The following is an 18,678-nucleotide window of genomic DNA, read 5'->3' as shown; positions in this document are numbered from 1 at the left end:
GGCCCCGTTCGAGACATTTTCGAACGGGGTCGCGACGTGGCTGACAATCCGATGCTGAAATTCGTGGTGCGTGAGCAGCACTATCCCGCCAAGCGCGAAGCCGAACAGCGCGCGCACGACTTTCGCGAGATCGCCGAACGCTATGCGCCGCCCGCCGCCGAGGATCAGGCCGGGCGCTGCTCGCAATGCGGTGTGCCTTATTGCTCGGTGCATTGCCCGCTGCACAACCATATCCCCGACTGGCTGCGCCTGACCGCCGAGGGGCGGCTGCGCGAAGCCTATGAACTGTCCAACGCCACCTCGACCATGCCCGAGATCTGCGGCCGCATCTGTCCGCAGGACCGGCTGTGCGAGGGCAATTGCGTGATCGAATTCTCCGGCCATGGCGCGGTGACGATCGGCTCGGTCGAGAAGTTCATCACCGACACCGCCTGGGCCGAGGGCTGGGTGGAGCCGGTCGCGGTCGGCCCGGCGCGCGGGCAATCGGTCGCGGTGGTCGGTGCCGGCCCGGCCGGGCTGACCGCGGCGGAGCTGCTGCGCGGCCATGGCTATGAGGTGCATGTCTATGACCGGCACGACCGCGCCGGCGGGCTGCTGACCTATGGCATCCCCGGCTTCAAGCTGGAGAAGCCGGTGGTGATGCGCCGCGTCGACCGGCTGAAGGAGGCCGGCATCGTCTTCCACGAAGGATTCTCGGTCGGCGAGGATGCGACGCTGGAGGAGCTGCGCAGCCGTCACGACGGCGTGCTGATCGCGACCGGCGTCTACAAGGCGCGCCAGGTCGAGGTCGCGGGCAACGACGCCTCGGGCGTGATCGCGGCGCTCGACTTCCTCACCGCCTCGAACCGCAAGGGGTTCGGCGACGCGGTGCCCGAATTCGACAACGGTGCGCTGGATGCGTCGGGCAAGGACGTGATCGTGATCGGCGGCGGCGACACCGCGATGGACTGCGTCCGCACCGCGATCCGCCAGGGGGCCCGGTCGGTCAAGTGCCTCTACCGCCGCGACCGCGCCAACATGCCCGGCAGCCAGCGCGAGGTCGCCAATGCCGAGGAGGAGGGGGCGGAGTTCGTCTGGCTCTCCGCGCCGCTGGGCTTCGAGGGCGAGGGCGGCGCGGTGCGCAGCGTCCGCGCCAGCCGGATGCGGCTGGGCGCCCCCGACGCCAGCGGCCGCCGCGCGCCCGAGGTCGATCCGGGCGGCGAGCTGGCGCTGGATGCCGATCTGGTCATCAAGGCGCTGGGCTTCGACGCGGAGGATCTGCCGACCCTGTGGGGCGCGCCCGAACTGGGCGTCAGCCGCTGGGGCACGGTGCTGGTCGACGGCAAGACGCTGATGACCTCGCTCGACGGCGTGTTCGCGGCCGGCGACATCGTGCGCGGCGCGTCGCTGGTGGTCTGGGCGATCCGCGACGGCCGTGATGTCGCGGCGTCGATGCACCAGTGGCTGAAGGCGAAGGCACGCGCCGAACGGGTGGCGGCGTGATGCGGATAGCCGCTCTCGTTGCACTCGCCGCCGCGTCGGTGACGCCCGGCGCGGCAACGGCCCAAATGGTGGCGCCTGCCAGCCCCGCCGTGACGGCCGAACCGGATGCGGCACGTCTGGCCCTGGCGCGTCAACTGCTTGACGAGATGATGCCGCCCGCGACCCGCGCGAGCATGATGCAGTCGATGCTGACGCCGATGCAGGCCAATATCCGCCATGGCTTCGAACAGTCGCCCTCCTTCCAGCAGACGATCAGCAAGGACCCGCAGGCGCGCGCGATCTTCGATCGCTTCCTGAAGGTGCAGGAAGAGCGGACCGGCGCTTTGCTTCGGCAGGAGATGCCGGGCATGGTCGAGGCGATGTCGCGGGCCTATGCCCGACGCTTCGATACCCGGCAGCTGGAGGAGTTGAAGCGCTTCTTCGCGACCCCGACCGGGCACGCTTATATGAACGTGTCCTTCTCGATCATGTCCGATCCGGACATCGCCGCCTGGCAGCGCAAGCTGATGAGCGCCGCCATGACCAGCACGCAGGAAGACATCGCCACGATGGCCAAGGACATCGCCGCGACCCAGCAGGACAAGAAGTGATGACCGACCAGCGCACCTATCTCGCCGAACATGGCATGTACCGCCCCGATTTCGAAGGTGACGCATGCGGCGTCGGCCTGGTCGCGGCGACCGATGGCAAGCCGTCGCGCCGCGTCGTCCAGTCCGCGATCGACGCGCTGAAGGCGGTCTGGCACCGCGGCGCGGTCGATGCCGATGGCAAGACGGGCGACGGCGCCGGCATCCATATCGACCTGCCGCACCGCTTCTTCGACGACGCCATCGCCGCCTCGGGCCACAAGGTGCGGCCGAACCATCTGGCGGTCGGCATGGTCTTCCTGCCGCGCACCGACCTGGGCGCGCAGGAGACGTGCCGCACGATCGTCGAGAGCGCGATCATCGAGGCGGGCTACACCATCTATGGCTGGCGGCAGGTGCCGGTCGACGTGTCGGTCATCGGCCTGAAGGCGCAGGCGACGCGGCCCGAGATCGAGCAGATCATGATCGCCGGGCCGCTCCCCGAGGAGCAGGATGCCGCCGAGTTCGAGAAGAATCTCTATCTGGTCCGCCGCCGCATCGAGAAGCGGGTGATCGCGGCGCAGATCCAGGGCTTCTACGTCTGTTCGCTGTCGGCGCGCTCGATCGTCTACAAGGGCCTGTTCCTGGCGGAGAGCCTGTCGGTCTTCTATCCCGACCTGACCGATCCGCGCTTCGAGAGCCGGGTCGCGATCTTCCACCAGCGCTATTCGACCAACACCTTCCCGCAATGGTGGCTGGCGCAGCCGTTCCGGTGCCTGGCCCATAATGGCGAGGTCAACACGATCCGCGGCAACAAGAACTGGATGCTCAGCCACGAGATCCGGATGGCGTCGATCGCGTTCGGCGACAATTCGGAGGATATCAAGCCGGTGATCCCGGCCGGCGCGTCCGATACCGCCGCGCTCGACGCGGTGTTCGAGGCGATCTGCCGCTCCGGCCGCGACGCGCCGACCGCCAAGCTGATGCTGGTGCCCGAGGCGCTGGACGAGCGCAGCGGCGACGTGCCCGACAATCATGCCGCCATGTATCGCTATCTGGCGTCGGTGATGGAGCCGTGGGACGGGCCGGCGGCGCTGGCGATGACCGATGGCCGCTGGGCGGTCGCGGGCATGGACCGCAACGCGCTGCGCCCCTTGCGCTACACCCGGACCGCCGACGGGCTGCTGATCGTCGGGTCGGAAAGCGGCATGGTGATCGTGCCCGAATCGACCATCATCGCCAAGGGCCGGCTGGGGCCGGGCCAGATGATCGCCGTCGACCTGCAGGAAGGCGTCGTGCTGGAGGACCGCGCGGTCAAGGACCGGATCGCGGGCGAGCAGGATTATGCCGCGATGACCGGCGAGTTCCTGACGATGACGGACCTGGGCGAGGTCGCCGACGATGCGACGGTCCGCTACCCGCGCGCCGAACTCGCGCGCCGCCAGGTCGCCGCCGGGCAGACGCTGGAAGATATGGAGCTGATCCTCGCGCCGATGGTCGAAAGCGGCAAGGAGGCGATCGGGTCGATGGGCGACGACACGCCGCTCGCCGTCATCTCCGACAAGCCGCGCCTGATCAGCCAGTTCTTCCGCCAGAATTTCAGCCAGGTGACGAACCCGCCGATCGACCCGCTGCGCGAGCGGCACGTGATGTCGCTCAAGACGCGGTTCGGCAATCTCGCCAACATTCTGGACGTTCGCGACCAGCGCGAGCGGGTGCTGGTGCTCGACTCGCCGGTGCTGACCGGCGCGGACTGGCAGCGGCTGAAGAACCATTTCGGCCGGTCGGCGGCGGAGATCGACTGCACTTTCGAGGCGGACGGCGGACCGGACCGGCTGCGCGCCGCGATCCAGCGCATCCGCAACCAGGCCGAACAGGCGGTGCGCGAGGGGCGCAGCGAGCTGTTCCTGACCGACGAAGCCGTGGGCGAGGGCCGCGTCGCCATCGCCGGCGTGCTGGCGGCGGCGGCGGTGCACACGCATCTGGTGCGCCGGGGCCTGCGCTCCTACGCGTCGATCAACGTCCGCTCCGCCGAATGCCTCGACACCCATTATTATGCGGTGCTGATCGGCGTCGGCGCGACCACGGTGAATGCCTATCTGGCCGAAGCCGCGATCGCCGACCGCCATGCGCGCGGCCTGTTCGGCGAGTTGGCGCTCGATGAATGCCTGCGCCGCCACCGCGTCGCGGTGGAGGAGGGGCTGCTCAAGATCATCTCGAAGATGGGCATCGCCGTCATCTCCTCCTATCGCGGCGGCTATAATTTCGAGGCGGTCGGGCTCAGCCGCGCGCTGGTCAACGACCTGTTCCCCGGCATGCCCGCCAAGATCTCGGGCGAAGGCTATGCCTCGCTGCACCTCAGCGCGATGATGCGGCACGACATGGCCTGGGACCAGGGCGTGGCGACGCTGCCGATCGGCGGCTTCTATCGCCAGCGCAACGGCGGCGAGACCCATGCCTATTCGGCGCAGCTGATGCACCTGCTCCAGACGGCGGTGGCGACGGACAGCTATTCCAGCTATCTGCAATTCTCGCGCGGCGTGTCGGACCTGCCGCCGGTCTATCTGCGCGACCTGCTCCAGTTCAACTTCCCGGCCGAGGGCGTACCCGTCGACCAGGTCGAGGCGATCACCGAAATCCGCAAGCGGTTCGTGACGCCGGGCATGTCGCTGGGCGCGCTCAGCCCCGAGGCGCACGAGACGCTGGCGATCGCGATGAACCGCATCGGCGCCAAGGCGGTGTCGGGCGAGGGCGGCGAGGACGTGATCCGCTTCCAGCCCTATGACAATGGCGACAACGCCAATTCGGGCGTCAAGCAGATCGCCAGCGGCCGGTTCGGCGTCACCGCCGAATATCTGAACGCCTGCGAGGAGATCGAGATCAAGGTCGCGCAGGGCGCCAAGCCCGGCGAGGGCGGGCAGCTGCCTGGCTTCAAGGTGACCGAGTTCATCGCGAAGTTGCGCCACGCGACTCCGGGCGTGACGCTGATCTCGCCGCCGCCGCACCACGACATCTATTCGATCGAGGATCTGGCGCAGCTCATCTACGACTGCAAGCAGATCAACCCGCGCGCGCGCGTCTGCGTCAAGCTGGTCAGCTCGGCCGGCATCGGCACGGTCGCGGCGGGCGTGGCCAAGGCCCATGCCGATGTCATCCTGGTGTCCGGCCATGTCGGCGGCACCGGCGCCTCGCCCCAGACCTCGATCAAATATGCCGGCACGCCCTGGGAGATGGGCCTGTCGGAGGTGAACCAGACGCTGACGCTGAACGGCCTGCGCGGGCGCATCCGCCTGCGCGCGGACGGCGGGCTGAAGACCGGGCGCGACATCGTCATCGCCGCGATCCTGGGCGCGGAGGAGTTCGGCATCGGCACGCTGTCGCTGGTCGCGATGGGCTGCATCATGGTGCGCCAGTGCCATTCGAACACCTGCCCGGTCGGCGTCTGCGTGCAGGACGAGAAGCTGCGCGCCAAGTTCACCGGCACGCCGGAAAAGGTCATCAACCTGATGACCTTCATCGCCGAGGAGGTGCGCGACATCCTGGCCCGGCTGGGCTGCAAGAGCCTGGACGAGGTGATCGGCCGCACCGAGCTGCTCCGCCAGGTCAGCCGCGGGGCCGAGCATCTCGACGATCTCGACCTCAACCCGATCCTGGCCAAGGTCGATGCGACCGATGCCGAGCGTCGGTTCAGCCTGGCGACCTTCCGCAACGAGGTGCCGGACAGCCTGGACGCGCAGATCATCAAGGATGCGGCGGCGGTCTTCTCGCGCGGCGAGAAGATGCAGCTGACCTATTCGGTACGCAACACGCACCGCGCGGTCGGCACCCGCCTGTCGAGCGAGATCACCCGGAAATTCGGGATGAGCAAGCTGGCCGACGGCCATGTCACCATCCGCCTGCGCGGCAGCGCCGGCCAGTCGCTGGGCGCGTTCCTGTGCAAGGGCGTGACGCTGGAGGTGTTCGGCGACGCCAACGACTATGTCGGCAAGGGCCTGTCCGGCGGCACGATCGTCCTGCGCCCGGCGGTGTCCTCGCCGCTCGCCAGCCAGGAGAACACGATCGCGGGCAACACCGTGCTCTATGGCGCGACCTCGGGCACGCTCTATGCGGCGGGCCAGGCGGGCGAGCGTTTCGCGGTGCGCAATTCGGGCGCGACCGTGGTGGTCGAGGGCTGCGGCGCCAATGGCTGCGAATATATGACCGGCGGCGTGGCGGTGGTGCTGGGCCAGGTCGGCGCGAACTTCGGCGCGGGCATGACCGGCGGCATGGCCTTCGTCTATGACGCGGAGGGCCTGTTCGAGCGGCGCGCCAATCCGGAGAGCATCGTCTGGCAGCGCTTGTCCTCGGCGCATTGGGAACAGGTGCTGCGCGACCGGATCGCGGCGCATGCCGCCGCGACCGACAGCAAATGGTCGCGCGGGCTGCTGGAGGATTGGGACCGGGTCGCCGGGCAGTTCTGGCAGGTGGTGCCCAAGGAGATGCTGACCCGCCTCGCGCATCCGCTGGACGACAGCCAGGCGTTGCAGGCGGCCGAATAAGCGAAGGGAAGGGGGGCTGGCGACCGGGTCGCCGGCCCCGTTTTTTATCGTCGCCCGAGGGCCATGCCGGGGGTGACAGTGCCGTCTTTGCACGCGTAACAGGGCGGTATGTGGCAGCTTCTCCAGTTTCCGTTATGTCCGTTTTCCCGAAAAGTCCGGCTGCTGCTCGGCGAGAAGGGCGTCGGCTATGAACTGGTGCGCGAATCGCCCTGGCTGCGGCGGGACGAATTCCTCGACATGAACCCGGCCGGGCAGACGCCGGTGATGGTCGATGCCACGCGCGGCATCCTGCTGATCGATTCGATGGCGATCTGCGAATATCTGGAGGAGACGGTCGAAAAGGCCGCGATGATCCATGGCACCGCCGCCAACCGCGCCGAGATCCGCCGGCTGGTGACGTGGTTCGACACGCATTTCTTCCACGACGTCACCGGGCCGTTGCTCCACGAACGCATGGTCAAGCGGCTGGCCCACCGCGTCGCGCCCGACGGCAAGGCGCTGCGCGAGGCGATGAAGGCGGCGGTCAGCCATCTCGACTATACCGACTATCTGCTCGACCATCGGCAATGGCTGGGCGGCGCGACGCTGAGCCTCGCCGATCTGGCGGCGGCGTCGCAGATCTCGATCGCCGATTATCTGGGCGGCATCGACTGGAAGGGGCATGACCAGACGGCGCGCTGGTATCAGGGGCTGAAGAGCCGGCCCTCCTTCCGCCCGCTGCTCGCCGAGCGGATGGAGCTGGTCGCGCCGCCCGCTCATTATGACAATCTGGACTTCTGAACGATGACGACGATCGCGCTGGAGGATTTCCTTAAGGTGGATGTCCGCGTCGGCACGATCGTCGCCGCCGAACCCTTTCCGGAGGCGCGCAAGCCCGCGATCCGGCTGGTGATCGACTTCGGGCCGGAGATCGGCCGCAAGCGCTCCTCCGCGCAGGTCACCACGCATTACGCGCCCGAGACGCTGGTCGGGCGGCAGGTGGCGGCGGTGGTCAACTTCCCCCCGCGCCAGATCGGGCCGATGATGTCCGAGGTGCTGTGCCTCGGCTTCCCCGATGCGGACGGCGCGGTGGTGCTGGTCGCGCCCGACCAGCGGGTGCCGGACGGGGGAAAGCTGTTCTGAGGGGGGCTTCGAAAGCCGCCGCGTCCCGTACTTATTCCCCCGCCGGCGGCTGGGGTCGCGTTACGCAACGGTTCGGGTGACGGACTCCGATCGGGGCCCGGCCTCTGCGGAAGCAAACGAGGCGGGCGTACACGCCCCCTGCGTGGAACCGTCTTCCGTCTTCACCGCACCAGCCGCAGCCGCCCGCCCCCCGGTGTGGGCGCGGCGGTGAGCAGGTCGTCGACGCGCGCGGCGAGATCGACCTGGCGGAACGGCTTGGCGAGGCGCGGCACGTCGGCCGGCACATCCTCGCCCGCCGCCGCATAGCCGGTGATCAGCAGCGCGGGCAGCGCCGGCCCGCCGGTGCGGCATTCGGTGATCAGCGCCGCGCCGGTCATGCCCGGCATCAGATAGTCGGTGACCAGCAGGTCGACCTCCGCGCCGCCGCGCAGCATCGCCAGCGCCTGGCTGGCCGATCGCGCCTCGACCACGTCATAGCCGATGTCGCGGAGCATGTCGGCGGTGGCCGTGCGCACGATCTCCTCGTCGTCGACCAGCAGGATGCGCGCCGCCTCGCGCGCGGCGGTCGGGTCGCCGGACCGCTCCGCCGCCCGCTCGGCCGGCTGGTGCGAGATGGGCAGCCACAGCTCCACCGTCGTGCCGACGCCGACCGCGCTGTCCAGCCGCAGCGTGCCGCCGGATTGCGCCGCCAGCCCGTGGATCATCGACAGGCCCAGGCCCGTGCCCTTGCCCACCCCCTTGGTGGAGAAAAAGGGTTCGGCCGCGCGCGCCAGCGTCGCCTTGTCCATGCCGGTGCCGGTATCGGTGGCGAGCAGCCGGACATAGTCGCCGGGCGTCAGGCCGAGCAGGTTGCGCTCGCCCGCCGTCGCGGCGGCGGCGGTGATGGTCAGCTGCCCGCCCGAGGGCATCGCGTCGCGCGCGTTGATCGCAAGGTTGAGCAGCGCCAGTTCGAGCTGGTTGGGATCGACCGAGGCGGGCGGCAGGTGGCGCGGCACCTCCAGCACGACGCGGATCGTCGGCCCCAGCGAGCGGCGGATCAGGTCGACGATGCCGTCGATCAGCGCGCCGACATCGACCGCGCGCGGCTGCAACGCTTGGCGCCGCGCGAAGGCGAGCAGCCGCTGGGTCAGCGTCGCCGCCCGCTCCGCCGCCTGAAGCGCGTTGCCGATCATCCGCTGCGTCCGCTCGTCCTCGCGATGGCGGCGACGGACCATGTCGAGGCTGCCGACGATCGGGGTCAGCAAATTGTTGAAGTCGTGCGCGACGCCGCCGGTCAGCTGGCCGATCGCGTCCATCTTCTGCGCCTGGGCGAGCTGCGCGTCCGCCTCCTTGCGCGCGGTGATGTCGGTGATGACGCCGGTCATCCGGATCGGGCGGCCGGCGGGTATCGTGGCGGATGCGCCCCTTCTTGGTGATCCAGCGCGCGGTGCCGTCCGCACCGGTGATCGCCATCTCGACGTCGAGATGGCCGCTGATCCGGGCATCCTCGAACGCCTGCGCCACGCTGGCGCGCTGGCGGGGGTCGACATGGCGCAGCGTCGCCTCGAATGACCAGAGCGGCAGCGGCTCGGTATAGCCGAAGATCTCGTCATGGCGCGGGCTGCGCTCGATCAGGCCGGTGGCCAGGTCCATGTCCCAGCTGCCCATGTCGGCGGCGTCGAGCGCGAAGGCCAGGCTGGCACTCGCCGTCTCCAGCTCGCGCGTCCGGTCGGCGACGGCGCGCTCCATCGTCCGGGTGGCGGCGCGCAGCTCATATTGCCGGCCGCGCGCCTTGAGCGCGGAGCGGACCGCGCCCAGGATCGCCTCCGCATGGAGCGGTCGTTCGAGCAGCACGACATTGCCCAGCGCTTCCACCCGTCGCGCCGCCTCCGCCGAGCGGGGCGCGCGACCGCCATTGGCGAGCAGGATGAAGGGCAGGTCGGACCAGCCGGGTTGCGCGGTCAGCGTCGCGGCGAGCGGGCTGTCGTCCAGCCCGGCTAGCGCCTCCTCGGTCAGCAGCACCGCGCTCGCGCCGTCGCGTGCATCGGCGCCCAGGGCGGCGACCAGCGATGCGAGGTCCGGCACCACCTGCGCCCGGATGCCGTGATGGGTCAGCAGATTGGCGGCGACTGCGGCGTCGCGGCCGTGCGGCGCCAGGATCAGGACCGGATCATCCACCGGGCGACGTCCCGTCCGCGTCGGACAACAGGGTCGTCGCCTCGCCCGAGAAGGTCGGGATGCCGGTCAGGACGCCGTGGAAGGCGGACAGCGGCTCGCCGAATTCCAGCCCCTGATCGGTGATGCGGAATTCGCGGATGGTGCGCTCATGCGCGGCGGTGCGCGTCTTGATGACCGAGATCGCCTGGCGCACTGCGCCGAACGCCTCGAAGAAGCGGAACTGCACCGCATTGTCGGCGAGATAGCTGATGTCGATGTCCGACCCCTTCTCGCCCAGCACGCCGTGCATCCCCAGGATTAGCAGCGTCACCACGCCGTTCAGCGCCAGATAGGTGAGCAGCTCGTGCATCTGGAGCATCAGATACTGCTCGTTGGGCATGGATTGCAGATAGGCGTTGAGGCTGTCGATCACGACGACGCGCGCGCCCTCCGCCTCGATCGCATGGCGCACGACGGCGGCGAACGCGCCGGGCGACAGTTCCGCCGGGTCGATCGCGCGGAGCAGCAACTGCCCGGTTTCGATATAGGGGCGCAGGTCCATGCCGAGCGCGGCCGAGCGCTGGAGCAGCGTCGGCATCCGTTCGTCGAACAGGAAATAGGCCGTCCGCTCGCCCCGGCGCAGCGCCGCGACCAGCGCACCGGTCGCGGTGGTGGTCTTGCCGACGCCGGCCGGGCCGGACAACAGGGTCGCGGTGCCGGGCGTCAGACCGCCGCCGAGCAACGCGTCGAACGCCGCCGATCCGGTCGACACGGGCGCGGTATCGAAGGCGGTTTCCATGCTGCCCGCGACCAGCCGCGGGAAGACCGCCAGGCCGCCGCGCTCGATCTCGAAATCATGATAGCCGCCGCTATAGCGCTGCCCCCGCATCTTCACGATGTGAAGCCGCCGCCGTGCCGCGCCGAAGCCGGACAGCGTCTGTTCCAGCGCGATGACGCCGTGCGCGATGCTGTGCAGTTGCAGGTCGCCGGTCGTGCCGCTCTTGTCGTCGAGCATCAGCACGGTGCACTGGCGGGTGGAGAAGAAATGCTTCAGCGCCAGGATCTGGCGGCGATAGCGGATCGGGCTTTGCGCCAGCAGCCGCAGCTCGGACAGGCTGTCGATCACCAGCCGGGCGGGGCGGACGGCATCGACCTTGGCCATGATCGCGCGCACCGTCTCGCCCAGCTCGACCTCGCTGGGGTGGAGCAGCGTCTGCTCCTCCGCTTCGTCCAGTCCCTCGGCCGGGATCATCTCGAACAGGGTGAGCGCGTCCAGCGACCAGCCATGGCTGACCCCGACCGCGCGCAGTTCCTCCTCGGTCTCGGCAAGCGTAATGTAGAGGCCGGTCTCGCCCGCCGCCGCGCCGGCCAGCAGAAACCCCAGGCCCAATGTCGTCTTGCCGGTGCCGGGCGTGCCCTCGATCAGATAAAGGCGCTGGCGCGTCACGCCGCCCTGCAACACTTGGTCCAGCCCGGCGACGCCCAGGGCGGCGAGGGGCGGCGGGAGGTCCTGTACCGGTGGCATCGACGTCTTCCTTCCCCGCGTGGAACCGTCTTGTTTCGACGCCGGGCTTGGGGTCGTATACCGATGGCCGTTATAAGCTTTACAGCGACTTGCCGACGAAGCCTAGCATTGATGCGGGAAGAGGCGCGCAATCAGGGGCGACAATGGACCAGATCGGGTCACCGTCGGCGCAGCCGGGGCAGGGGCGCGGCGGACAGGATCAGCACCGTCGCCACCCCGGCGATCCCCGCCGCGCCCAGGAAGCGGACCCAGCGCTCGCCCGTGATCGGCGCGCCGCAGCGCCACAGGCCGGCGGTCAGCACCACGACGCCGGCCACGCGCAGCCAGCGCGCATCGCCCTTGGTCAGGCCCAGATCGCGGCGGATACGGAACGAGCCGGCGGCGAGCAGCAGCCAGCCGATCAGGCAGGTCAGCACGGTCTCAAGCATGGAGGGTCTCCGAAAGGCTGGGCGCGCTCGGGGCGGCGCGGCGGCGTCTGGGGGCGGGCACGCGGCCGGTGCGCCAGGCGGCGAAGGCGAACAGGGCGGCGATCGCCAGCATCGCCACGTCGAAGGCGGCGAACAGCGTGTCGCCGCCGAGCAGCGAGCCCGGCAGGCCGCGCGTCGTAGTCACGGCGTCGGCGAGCGGGATGGCGGCGAAAACGAGGGCGGCGAGCGCGAAGCCCTCGCGCCAGGCCCGGCGCGCGGGGCGGACGAGCTGCACGAGCGCGACCAGGCCCCAGGCCCAGAACATCGTCGCCACCTCCGCATCGGCGCGACCGGGCTGCATCGCCGGGATCAGCCGGTTGGCGAGCAGATAGGAGGCCATGCCGATGGGCAGGCCGACGATCACCGCGATGTTCAGCCGCTCGACCAGCCGTAGCCCGAAAAAGGGCGCGGCCCCTGGCCGCCGCCGCTTGGCGGTCCAGAGCAGCAGGCCGGTGCCGACCATCGCCACGCCGGTCAGGCCCATCGCGAAATAGGCCCAGCGCAGCGCCGGTCCGGCATATTGCGCCAGATGCAGCCCCAGCATGACCCCCGCGGTGGCGAGCGCGGTGCTGCCGGTGCCGGATTGCTCCAGCCACCGCCCGGTGGCGCCGTCATAGGTGACGGAAGGGCCGCGCGCGTTGATGGTGGTGCCGGTGCCCTGCGCCAGGGTGATGGTCGCGGCCTGGTCGTTGGGATGGTGGATGATGATCCGCGACACCGGCGCGCCCAGCCGGTGGCCGGCATCGGCGATCAGCGGCGCGATCGGGGTCAGGCCGACGCGCTTGCCGGTCGCCGCCCGGTCGGCGGGCTGGCTGAAGGCAACCTGCGCGAATTCGGCGGGCTGCTTGTAATTGGCCAGGATCGGCCAGGGCATGTACATCGTCACCAGCGTGATCAGCCCGGTATAGGTGATCATTGCATGATAGGGCAGCGCTAGCACCGCCGAGACATTGTGCGCGTCCAGCCAGCTGCGCTGCCCCTTGTTCCAGCGCAGCGTGAAGAAGTCGGCGAAGATCCGCTTGTGGGTGATGACGCCCGACAGGATCGCGCCCAGCATGAACATCGCGCACAGCCCCGCCAGCCAGCGTCCCCAGGGGTGCGGCAATTGGAGCTGGAAGTGGAAGCGGTAGAATTGCTCGCCGCCCCTGGTCTCGCGCGCGGTCACCGGCTGGCCGGTGGCGGGATCGAGTTCGATCTCGTCGGGGCGGGACGCGGCCTTGGCGGCATCGGGCTTGGGAACCGGGAAGATTTCGGTCGTCGGCCGGCGCGCATCGGGCAGGAAGACATACCATTGCAGGTCGTCGGCACCGGTCCGCTGCAGATAGGCGATGGCGGTGGCGGCGGCGCGTTCGGTGGAGACGGCCGGGATGCGCGACTCGGGCTGCATCCAGCGCGTGATCTCGGGGCGGAAATAGCTGGCGGTGCCGGTCAGGAACATGGCGAACAGCAGCCAGCCGGCCAGCAGGCCGAGCCAGCCATGGATCCAGGCCATGCTCTGACGCAGCGACACGCTCATGGCCGGACGCCCAGCCACCACAGCGCCGCGCCGCCCAGCAGCGCCACGCCCCAGACGAACCCGGCGACCCGCGCCAGTCGCGGCTCATGGAAGCACCACAGGCCGATCGCGGCATAGGTCAGGAAGGACAGGATCATTGCCCAGCCGGTCGCCTCCACCCGGTCGACCGGCAGCAGCCGGGCGGCGAGCGTCGCGAGCACGGCGGCGGCGGCATAGCCGCCGACCAGCGCCGTCACCGATCGCGCGGCCATCGCCCAGACGATCGGACGGATATGGCGGCGCGCGGGCGACGGGGATGGGGCGGGATGGCCGCGCTCCATGAACATGATGTCGTTCCCCTTGCCGTTCTCGCCCGCTCCTCCTAGCGGCGATTGATAGTCGTTATCAATAATAAAGTGGGCGTTCGACGGCAGCTGCCATCACGTGGAGATGGTCGATCGCCGCGCGACCGATCCGTGCGGTCGGGCGCACGGATCGGTCTAGGGGGCTCAGCGGCAGCCCTGGCTGCGCTCGATCTCGCGGCCCGCCAGCGCGCCGACACCCGCGCCGACGATCAGGCCGGTGGTGCTGGGGGCATTGTAGCGGCCGCCGCGACCGATCTCGCGGCCGAGCAGGCCGCCGACCACCGCGCCCAGCACGCCGCCGGTCGTGCCGCCGCTGCGGCAGCGACGGTCATAGCTGGTCCGCCGCCAGTCGCGGCGATAGCCGTCGTCACGATAGTCGCGGTAACCGCGATCGTCATAGCCCCGGTCATATCCGCGGGCGTCATAGCCGCGATCATAGCCACGGGCGTCATAGCCGCGGTCGTAATAGCCCCGGCCATAATAGTCCTGCGCCATGGCGGGGGTGGCGGAAACACCGGCGATCGCCACACCGGCAACCGCGAGGACTTGCGTGACAGTCTTGAACATCGATCGTCTCCCTGTGGGCGTTGACGAACGATTACGCCGATTCGGCTGTGGCAAGGCTGAACCGGGCTGGCAGCTTCCGTTCAGCCTTGCGACCGGGCGTCAGAAGTTCTTCGCCACGCCGACGAAGAATCCGCGCCGCGGGCCATATTGCGGCGCGCCGACCCCCACGCCGGTCCCGTCGCGGATTTCATAGCGATGATCGAGCGCGTTGATGACGTCGAAGCGGATGTCGAGGTTCGGCCCCGCCAGATGCTGGCTCGCGGTCAGGTTGAACTGCGCATAGGGCGGCAGCTTCGCCCCGTTGGGCACCTGGTGGACGTCGTCGTCGCGGCGCAGGCCGGAGCCGTAGATCATGCTGCCGCCAAGCTTCGTGCCCTGCCCGAAGGCATAGGAAATCCCCGCCGAGCCGGTGAACGTCTGGTCATGGTCGAGATAGATGTAGCGGCGCGCGATATAGTCGAGATCGTCCTGGCCGAAGCTGAACTGGCTGGAGAGGATGTTGCGCCCCTTGGCCTTGGCGGCGGCGAAATTGGCATAGGCGAGCAAGGGTCCGCGCGCATAGCTGACATTCGCCTCGATCCCGCCGATTCGACCCTGTTGATAGTTGAACGGCGTCAGGATGATCGGCGCGCCGAACTGCCCCTCGTCGATCAAATTCTTCGAGATGCGGTAATAGGCGTCGATGCCATAGGTGAGATAGCGGCTGAGCTTCGCCTGGAAGCCGACGTCGAAGTAATCCTGCCGCTCGGCATAGGGCACGGTATTGGCGGTGACCGCCGGATAGGCGCTGGTGCCGACGAACTTCGCGATGCTGGTCGTGCCGACCAGCTCGAAGGGCGGCGGCACGAAGTAGCGCGAATAGCCGGCATGGAGCGTATAGATATCGCCCGGTTGCCAGACGAGGTTGACGCGCGGCGACAGCTGCCCTTCGCGCCGGTAACCGTCATAGAGGTCGTAGCGCGCGCCATAGTTGAGCGTCAGGCGCGGCAGCAGCTTCCACTCGTCCTGCAGATAGGCGCTGACGCTGGTCGCGGTCTTGCCGCCATTATCGATGATCGCGATCGGATCGCCCGCCTGCGCGCCGCTGGCATCGACCGGGAAGACGCGGGTGGTGGTGTCGCTGGTCGACCGGTCGCGCGTGATCAGCAGGCCGCCGCGCAGCGTGTGCGCCTGGCCCAAATGATAGACCGCATCGACCTGTCCGCCGATCGCGAAGTCCTGCTTGTACGCCTGTTGCGCCTGCCCGTTATAAAGCAGCTCGCCCAGAATGTCGGGCCGGTAGCGCAGCGACGAATAGCGCGCGAACAGCGAGGCCTGCACGGTCAGCGGCTCGGCATCGTGGAGGAAGGCGATCTGGCCGAAGCCGGTCTTCTCCAACTGCGTCTCGTTCAGATTCTCGCTGGGAAAGCCGGTCTGGCCGTTCACGCTCCAGCCCGCGCCCGGCTGCTGGCCGACGGGGTTGGGGATCTGGAACCACTGGTTGGAATAGCCGCCGACGAACGACACCCGGTTCTGGTCGTCCAGGATATGGTCGACATAGGTGAAGGCCTGATACTGGTCGGTCTTGTCATGGATCGGGGTCGAACGGCCATCGACGCTCTCGATCCCCAGGCCGCTATGCCGGTAATCGCCCGAGACAAAGTAGTTGGTGCTCCCCGACGAGCCGCCATAGGTCAGGCTGGGCTGGATCGTGTCGTGGCTGCCGCCATAGAGCGAGGCGGTGCCGCCATTCTGGAACAGGCCGCTCTTGGTCGTCACGTCGATGACGCCGGCGGTGCGCAGGCCATATTGCGCCGGCAGCGCCCCGGTCAGGATGTTGACCTTCTCGACCAGGCGCGGCGACAGCGTCTGCCCGAACACCGCCAGCCCCTCGGGCAGGATGGTGCCGTTGATGCGATATTGCAGGCCGTTATGGTCGTCGCGGACGTGGAACTGGCCGAAACCGTCCTGCACGATGCCGGGCGCCTGGAGCAGGATCTGGTTGAACTGCTGGTTCTCGCCGCCGGGCAACGCCTTGATCGTGGCGCTGGTGATCTCGTAGTTCGACGCGCCCAGGCTGGGCTGGATATGCTCGCGCGCGGTGTCGAGCCGGCGCGCGGTGACGACGATGTCGGGTGCCGGGCCGGTCGTGTCCTTGGCGCCGGCCGTGCCGTCCTTCCGGTCCTGCGCATCCGTCCGATCCTGATCCTGGCTCGGCAGGCCACGCGTCTGCGCCAGCGCGGGCTGACCCCAGGCGGCGGTGGCAAGGGCGAGCAGGGCGACGCGGGAAAGGAGCAGGGGAACGCGCATCAGCTATTCTCGATGTTACTTTATATCAGATAGCTTGTGCATTGCGGCATCCTCGATCGCTGGCAAGACGGCGAAGGCAAGATGAGCAATTTGTCACCAAATTGACGGAAAACCCCCATGTCGAACGGTCCATCGAACATGACGGGCGAGACAGGAAAACTCTCTATGCTGATGATCGTCTTGCGGCAGTGAAGGATAATCCTGTCGGGGCCAAGATGATGGCCGGCCATGATTTGATGGCTTCGTCTGTGGGCCTGAACATCATGACGAAATGTTCAACATCCGCGCAATCGGTGGATTTCCGGTGAACCAATGTCGATCAGGCTTCGTTGCGCGGGATCAACGGTTGAAGGAGGAGATGGGTGGTGGAGCGGACCGTGATCGTGACGGGGGCCGAGTCGGGAATCGGCGCGGCCTGCGCGGAGGCATTCGGCGCGACGGGCGCGCGGGTGGCCATCCTCTTCTATCAGGACCAGGCGGCGGCCGACGCCACGGCGGCGGCGGTGACCAAGGCGGGCGGCACGGCGATGACCGTGCAGACGCATGTCGATGACGAGGCCTCGGTCGACCGCGCCTTCGCGGCGGTGGAGGCCGCCTGGGGACCGGCGGCGGTGCTGGTCAATTCGGCCGGGCTCAACATGTCGGGGGTGACGGTGCGCGACATGACGCTGGCGCAGTGGCGGCGCCTGCTCGACACCGACCTGACCGGCGCGTTTCTGACCTCGCGCCGTTTCCTGACCGGGCGCGGGCCGGCGAAGGGCGATGCCGCGATCCTGCACATCTCCTCGATCCACGCCTATGCGGTGCGCGCGGGTGGCGCGGACTATTGCGCGGCCAAGGGCGGCCTGTCCAACCTGGTCGAGACGCTGGCGATCGAGGAAGCTCCGCGCGGCATCCGCGTCAATGCGATCGAACCCGGCATGATCCTGACCCCGATGAACGCGCGCGCCGAAAGCGACGACGCCTATCGCCGCACGCTGGAGCAGAACATCCCGCTCGGCCGCGCCGGGCAACCGCCGGAGGTGGCGGATCTCGCCGTCTTCCTGGCGTCCGACCAGGCGCGCTACATCACCGGGGCGCGGATCGTCATCGATGGCGGCCTGTCGCTGATGCAGGCGCTGGGCGCATGAGCATGCCGACGAACGCGACGGAGTCGATCGCCGACCCGCATCGCAAGGATGCCGTCGTCGACGCGCCGCCGGACCTCGACTTCAACGTCAAGCGGATCGAAGAGGTGACGCTGGACGGCCCGCCCGCGCTGATGGCCCGCGACCTGATGAGCCCCTATGTCTGGCGCGAGCCGGACGGCCGCTGGGGCCTGATGGTCCGGGCGGTGGTGAAGCCGGGCGAGACGATGACCGATACCGGCGTGATCTGGTCCGGGTGGAGCGACGATGGCCGCCACTTCACGATGCTGGACGCCCCCTCGATCGTGCCGGGGCCGGGCGATCACGATGCCGGCGGCGTCGAGGACCCGACCGTGGTGCGGGGGCCGGACGGGTACATCGTCTATTATTCTGGCGTGCTGGCTGACCATTCGCATGGCGAACTCTCCTATGCCGCCGGCCCGTCGCTCGACCGGCTGGTGAAGAGCGGCGTCGCGCTTGCCTCCTCCAAGTCGGAAGGCAATACCAAGGAGGCGACGGTCGATCGTACCGCGGACGGGCGCTGGCGGCTGTTCTACGAATATGCGGCCGATGATGCGTCGCGCATCGGGCTGGCGATCGGCGCGGACGTGGCGGGGCCGTGGGACGAACAGCCCACGCCCTTCATGCCGCGCGCGGACAGTTGGGACGACTGGCATCTCTCCACCGGGCCGCTTCTGACCGACGATCCGGCGCGGCCGGTGATGTTCTACAATGGCGCGACTCGCGATGCGCGTTGGCGGATCGGCTGGGTGGCGTTCGACGAACACTATACGCGGGTCGTGGCGCGGGGCATCCAGCCGCTGGTCACGCCGCCGCCGGCCGACGATCGCGGCGCGACCGATATCGCGTTCGCCGCGTCGGTGGTTGTCGAAGATTGCTTAATCTGGCTCTATTACTCGTTGGAGGACCGGCGGCTCGCCCGGGCGCTGATCCGGCGCAGCTAGGCGCGCCGTCACCCGTCATACTCGATCCACAGGA

General features: G+C 68.8%; 16 protein-coding genes. 9 read left to right on the top strand and 7 right to left on the bottom strand.

The genetic code is table 11. From position 1 onward, the window contains the following. Window positions 1–36: 36 nt before the first annotated feature. The 5 genes from QE452_RS15405 to QE452_RS15385 all read left to right on the top strand — a co-directional run bounded on the left by QE452_RS15405 (window position 37) and on the right by QE452_RS15385 (window position 7,708). Window positions 37–1,482, top strand: coding sequence for an NAD(P)-dependent oxidoreductase (locus QE452_RS15405; protein WP_309659372.1), 1,446 nt, complete (start codon window positions 37–39; stop codon window positions 1,480–1,482). Further along, on the top strand, window positions 1,482–2,072 hold the full coding sequence (locus tag QE452_RS15400) for a DUF2059 domain-containing protein (protein WP_309659373.1): 591 nt from the start codon (window positions 1,482–1,484) through the stop codon (window positions 2,070–2,072). The genes QE452_RS15405 and QE452_RS15400 overlap by 1 nt, the downstream gene beginning before the upstream one ends. Continuing rightward, on the top strand, window positions 2,072–6,586 hold the full coding sequence (gene gltB, locus QE452_RS15395) for a glutamate synthase large subunit (protein WP_309659374.1): 4,515 nt from the start codon (window positions 2,072–2,074) through the stop codon (window positions 6,584–6,586). The genes QE452_RS15400 and gltB overlap by 1 nt, the downstream gene beginning before the upstream one ends. 108 nt (window positions 6,587–6,694) lie before the next feature. Next, window positions 6,695–7,366: a glutathione S-transferase family protein gene (locus tag QE452_RS15390; RefSeq protein WP_125994823.1), complete on the top strand. Its 672-nt coding sequence runs from the start codon at window positions 6,695–6,697 to the stop codon at window positions 7,364–7,366. A 3-nt stretch (window positions 7,367–7,369) separates the two neighbouring features. Then, complete coding sequence (locus tag QE452_RS15385; protein WP_309659375.1) at window positions 7,370–7,708, top strand: tRNA-binding protein; 339 nt, start codon at window positions 7,370–7,372, stop codon at window positions 7,706–7,708. Between the two features lie 161 nt (window positions 7,709–7,869). Here QE452_RS15385 and QE452_RS15380 read toward each other — a convergent pair whose 3' ends face one another. After that, window positions 7,870–9,072: an ATP-binding protein gene (locus QE452_RS15380; protein ID WP_309730349.1), complete on the bottom strand. Its 1,203-nt coding sequence runs from the start codon at window positions 9,070–9,072 to the stop codon at window positions 7,870–7,872. On the opposite strand from QE452_RS15380, the gene QE452_RS15375 reads away from it, so the two are divergent. Beyond that, window positions 9,059–9,259 (top strand): hypothetical protein, encoded by a 201-nt coding sequence (locus QE452_RS15375; RefSeq protein ID WP_309730346.1) that lies wholly within the window; start codon window positions 9,059–9,061, stop codon window positions 9,257–9,259. The genes QE452_RS15380 and QE452_RS15375 overlap by 14 nt on opposite strands. Window positions 9,260–9,298: 39 nt before the next feature. Next, window positions 9,299–9,688, top strand: a complete 390-nt coding sequence (locus QE452_RS15370; protein WP_309730343.1) for a hypothetical protein — start codon at window positions 9,299–9,301, stop codon at window positions 9,686–9,688. Between the two features lie 169 nt (window positions 9,689–9,857). Here the strand turns inward: QE452_RS15370 and QE452_RS15365 are convergent, their stop codons facing one another. The 6 genes from QE452_RS15365 to QE452_RS15340 form a co-directional block, all read right to left on the bottom strand. Continuing rightward, on the bottom strand, window positions 9,858–11,369 hold the full coding sequence (locus QE452_RS15365; protein WP_309659377.1) for an ATPase domain-containing protein: 1,512 nt from the start codon (window positions 11,367–11,369) through the stop codon (window positions 9,858–9,860). 158 nt (window positions 11,370–11,527) lie between these two features. Next, on the bottom strand, window positions 11,528–11,797 hold the full coding sequence (locus QE452_RS15360) for a hypothetical protein (RefSeq protein WP_309659378.1): 270 nt from the start codon (window positions 11,795–11,797) through the stop codon (window positions 11,528–11,530). Then, window positions 11,790–13,352 carry a PepSY-associated TM helix domain-containing protein gene (locus tag QE452_RS15355; protein ID WP_309659379.1) on the bottom strand — a complete coding sequence of 521 codons (1,563 nt, stop codon included), beginning with the start codon at window positions 13,350–13,352 and terminating at the stop codon, window positions 11,790–11,792. The genes QE452_RS15360 and QE452_RS15355 overlap by 8 nt, the downstream gene beginning before the upstream one ends. Continuing rightward, complete coding sequence (locus tag QE452_RS15350) at window positions 13,349–13,678, bottom strand: hypothetical protein (RefSeq protein ID WP_309659380.1); 330 nt, start codon at window positions 13,676–13,678, stop codon at window positions 13,349–13,351. Before QE452_RS15350 ends, QE452_RS15355 begins: the two co-directional genes overlap by 4 nt. 162 nt (window positions 13,679–13,840) lie before the next feature. Further along, window positions 13,841–14,263 carry a glycine zipper 2TM domain-containing protein gene (locus QE452_RS15345; RefSeq protein ID WP_309659381.1) on the bottom strand — a complete coding sequence of 141 codons (423 nt, stop codon included), beginning with the start codon at window positions 14,261–14,263 and terminating at the stop codon, window positions 13,841–13,843. A gap of 99 nt (window positions 14,264–14,362) precedes the next feature. Continuing rightward, window positions 14,363–16,552, bottom strand: coding sequence for a TonB-dependent receptor domain-containing protein (locus tag QE452_RS15340; RefSeq protein ID WP_309659382.1), 2,190 nt, complete (start codon window positions 16,550–16,552; stop codon window positions 14,363–14,365). Window positions 16,553–16,914: 362 nt separating this feature from the next. Between QE452_RS15340 and QE452_RS15335 the strand changes: the two genes are divergently transcribed. Together QE452_RS15335 and QE452_RS15330 are read left to right on the top strand one after the other, a co-directional pair. Beyond that, entirely contained in the window at window positions 16,915–17,682 is a 768-nt protein-coding gene (locus QE452_RS15335) for an SDR family oxidoreductase (protein WP_309659383.1), read from the top strand. After that, window positions 17,679–18,644, top strand: coding sequence for a glycosidase (locus QE452_RS15330; RefSeq protein WP_405052772.1), 966 nt, complete (start codon window positions 17,679–17,681; stop codon window positions 18,642–18,644). The genes QE452_RS15335 and QE452_RS15330 overlap by 4 nt, the downstream gene beginning before the upstream one ends. Window positions 18,645–18,678 lie beyond the last annotated feature (34 nt).

It is taken from the genome of Sphingomonas sp. SORGH_AS_0438, assembly GCF_031453475.1.
Taxonomy (GTDB): domain Bacteria; phylum Pseudomonadota; class Alphaproteobacteria; order Sphingomonadales; family Sphingomonadaceae; genus Sphingomonas.
The sequence above is the reverse complement of the archived record's forward strand: the minus strand, read 5'-3'. Positions and strand labels throughout refer to the sequence as shown.

Excerpts from the sequence above, each read along its gene's own strand:
- QE452_RS15375 (WP_309730346.1), top strand. The coding sequence starts at position 9,059 with ATGACGCCGGTCATCCGGATCGGGCGGCCGGCGGGTATCGTGGCGGAT.
- QE452_RS15360 (WP_309659378.1), bottom strand. The coding sequence starts at position 11,797 with ATGCTTGAGACCGTGCTGACCTGCCTGATCGGCTGGCTGCTGCTCGCC.
- QE452_RS15385 (WP_309659375.1), top strand. The coding sequence starts at position 7,370 with ATGACGACGATCGCGCTGGAGGATTTCCTTAAGGTGGATGTCCGCGTC.
- QE452_RS15330 (WP_405052772.1), top strand. The coding sequence starts at position 17,679 with ATGAGCATGCCGACGAACGCGACGGAGTCGATCGCCGACCCGCATCGC.
- QE452_RS15365 (WP_309659377.1), bottom strand. The coding sequence starts at position 11,369 with ATGCCACCGGTACAGGACCTCCCGCCGCCCCTCGCCGCCCTGGGCGTC.
- QE452_RS15400 (WP_309659373.1), top strand. The coding sequence starts at position 1,482 with ATGCGGATAGCCGCTCTCGTTGCACTCGCCGCCGCGTCGGTGACGCCC.
- gltB (WP_309659374.1), top strand. The coding sequence starts at position 2,072 with ATGACCGACCAGCGCACCTATCTCGCCGAACATGGCATGTACCGCCCC.
- QE452_RS15380 (WP_309730349.1), bottom strand. The coding sequence starts at position 9,072 with ATGACCGGCGTCATCACCGACATCACCGCGCGCAAGGAGGCGGACGCG.
- QE452_RS15370 (WP_309730343.1), top strand. The coding sequence starts at position 9,299 with ATGGCGCGGGCTGCGCTCGATCAGGCCGGTGGCCAGGTCCATGTCCCA.
- QE452_RS15355 (WP_309659379.1), bottom strand. The coding sequence starts at position 13,352 with ATGAGCGTGTCGCTGCGTCAGAGCATGGCCTGGATCCATGGCTGGCTC.
- QE452_RS15345 (WP_309659381.1), bottom strand. The coding sequence starts at position 14,263 with ATGTTCAAGACTGTCACGCAAGTCCTCGCGGTTGCCGGTGTGGCGATC.
- QE452_RS15350 (WP_309659380.1), bottom strand. The coding sequence starts at position 13,678 with ATGTTCATGGAGCGCGGCCATCCCGCCCCATCCCCGTCGCCCGCGCGC.
- QE452_RS15390 (WP_125994823.1), top strand. The coding sequence starts at position 6,695 with ATGTGGCAGCTTCTCCAGTTTCCGTTATGTCCGTTTTCCCGAAAAGTC.
- QE452_RS15340 (WP_309659382.1), bottom strand. The coding sequence starts at position 16,552 with ATGCGCGTTCCCCTGCTCCTTTCCCGCGTCGCCCTGCTCGCCCTTGCC.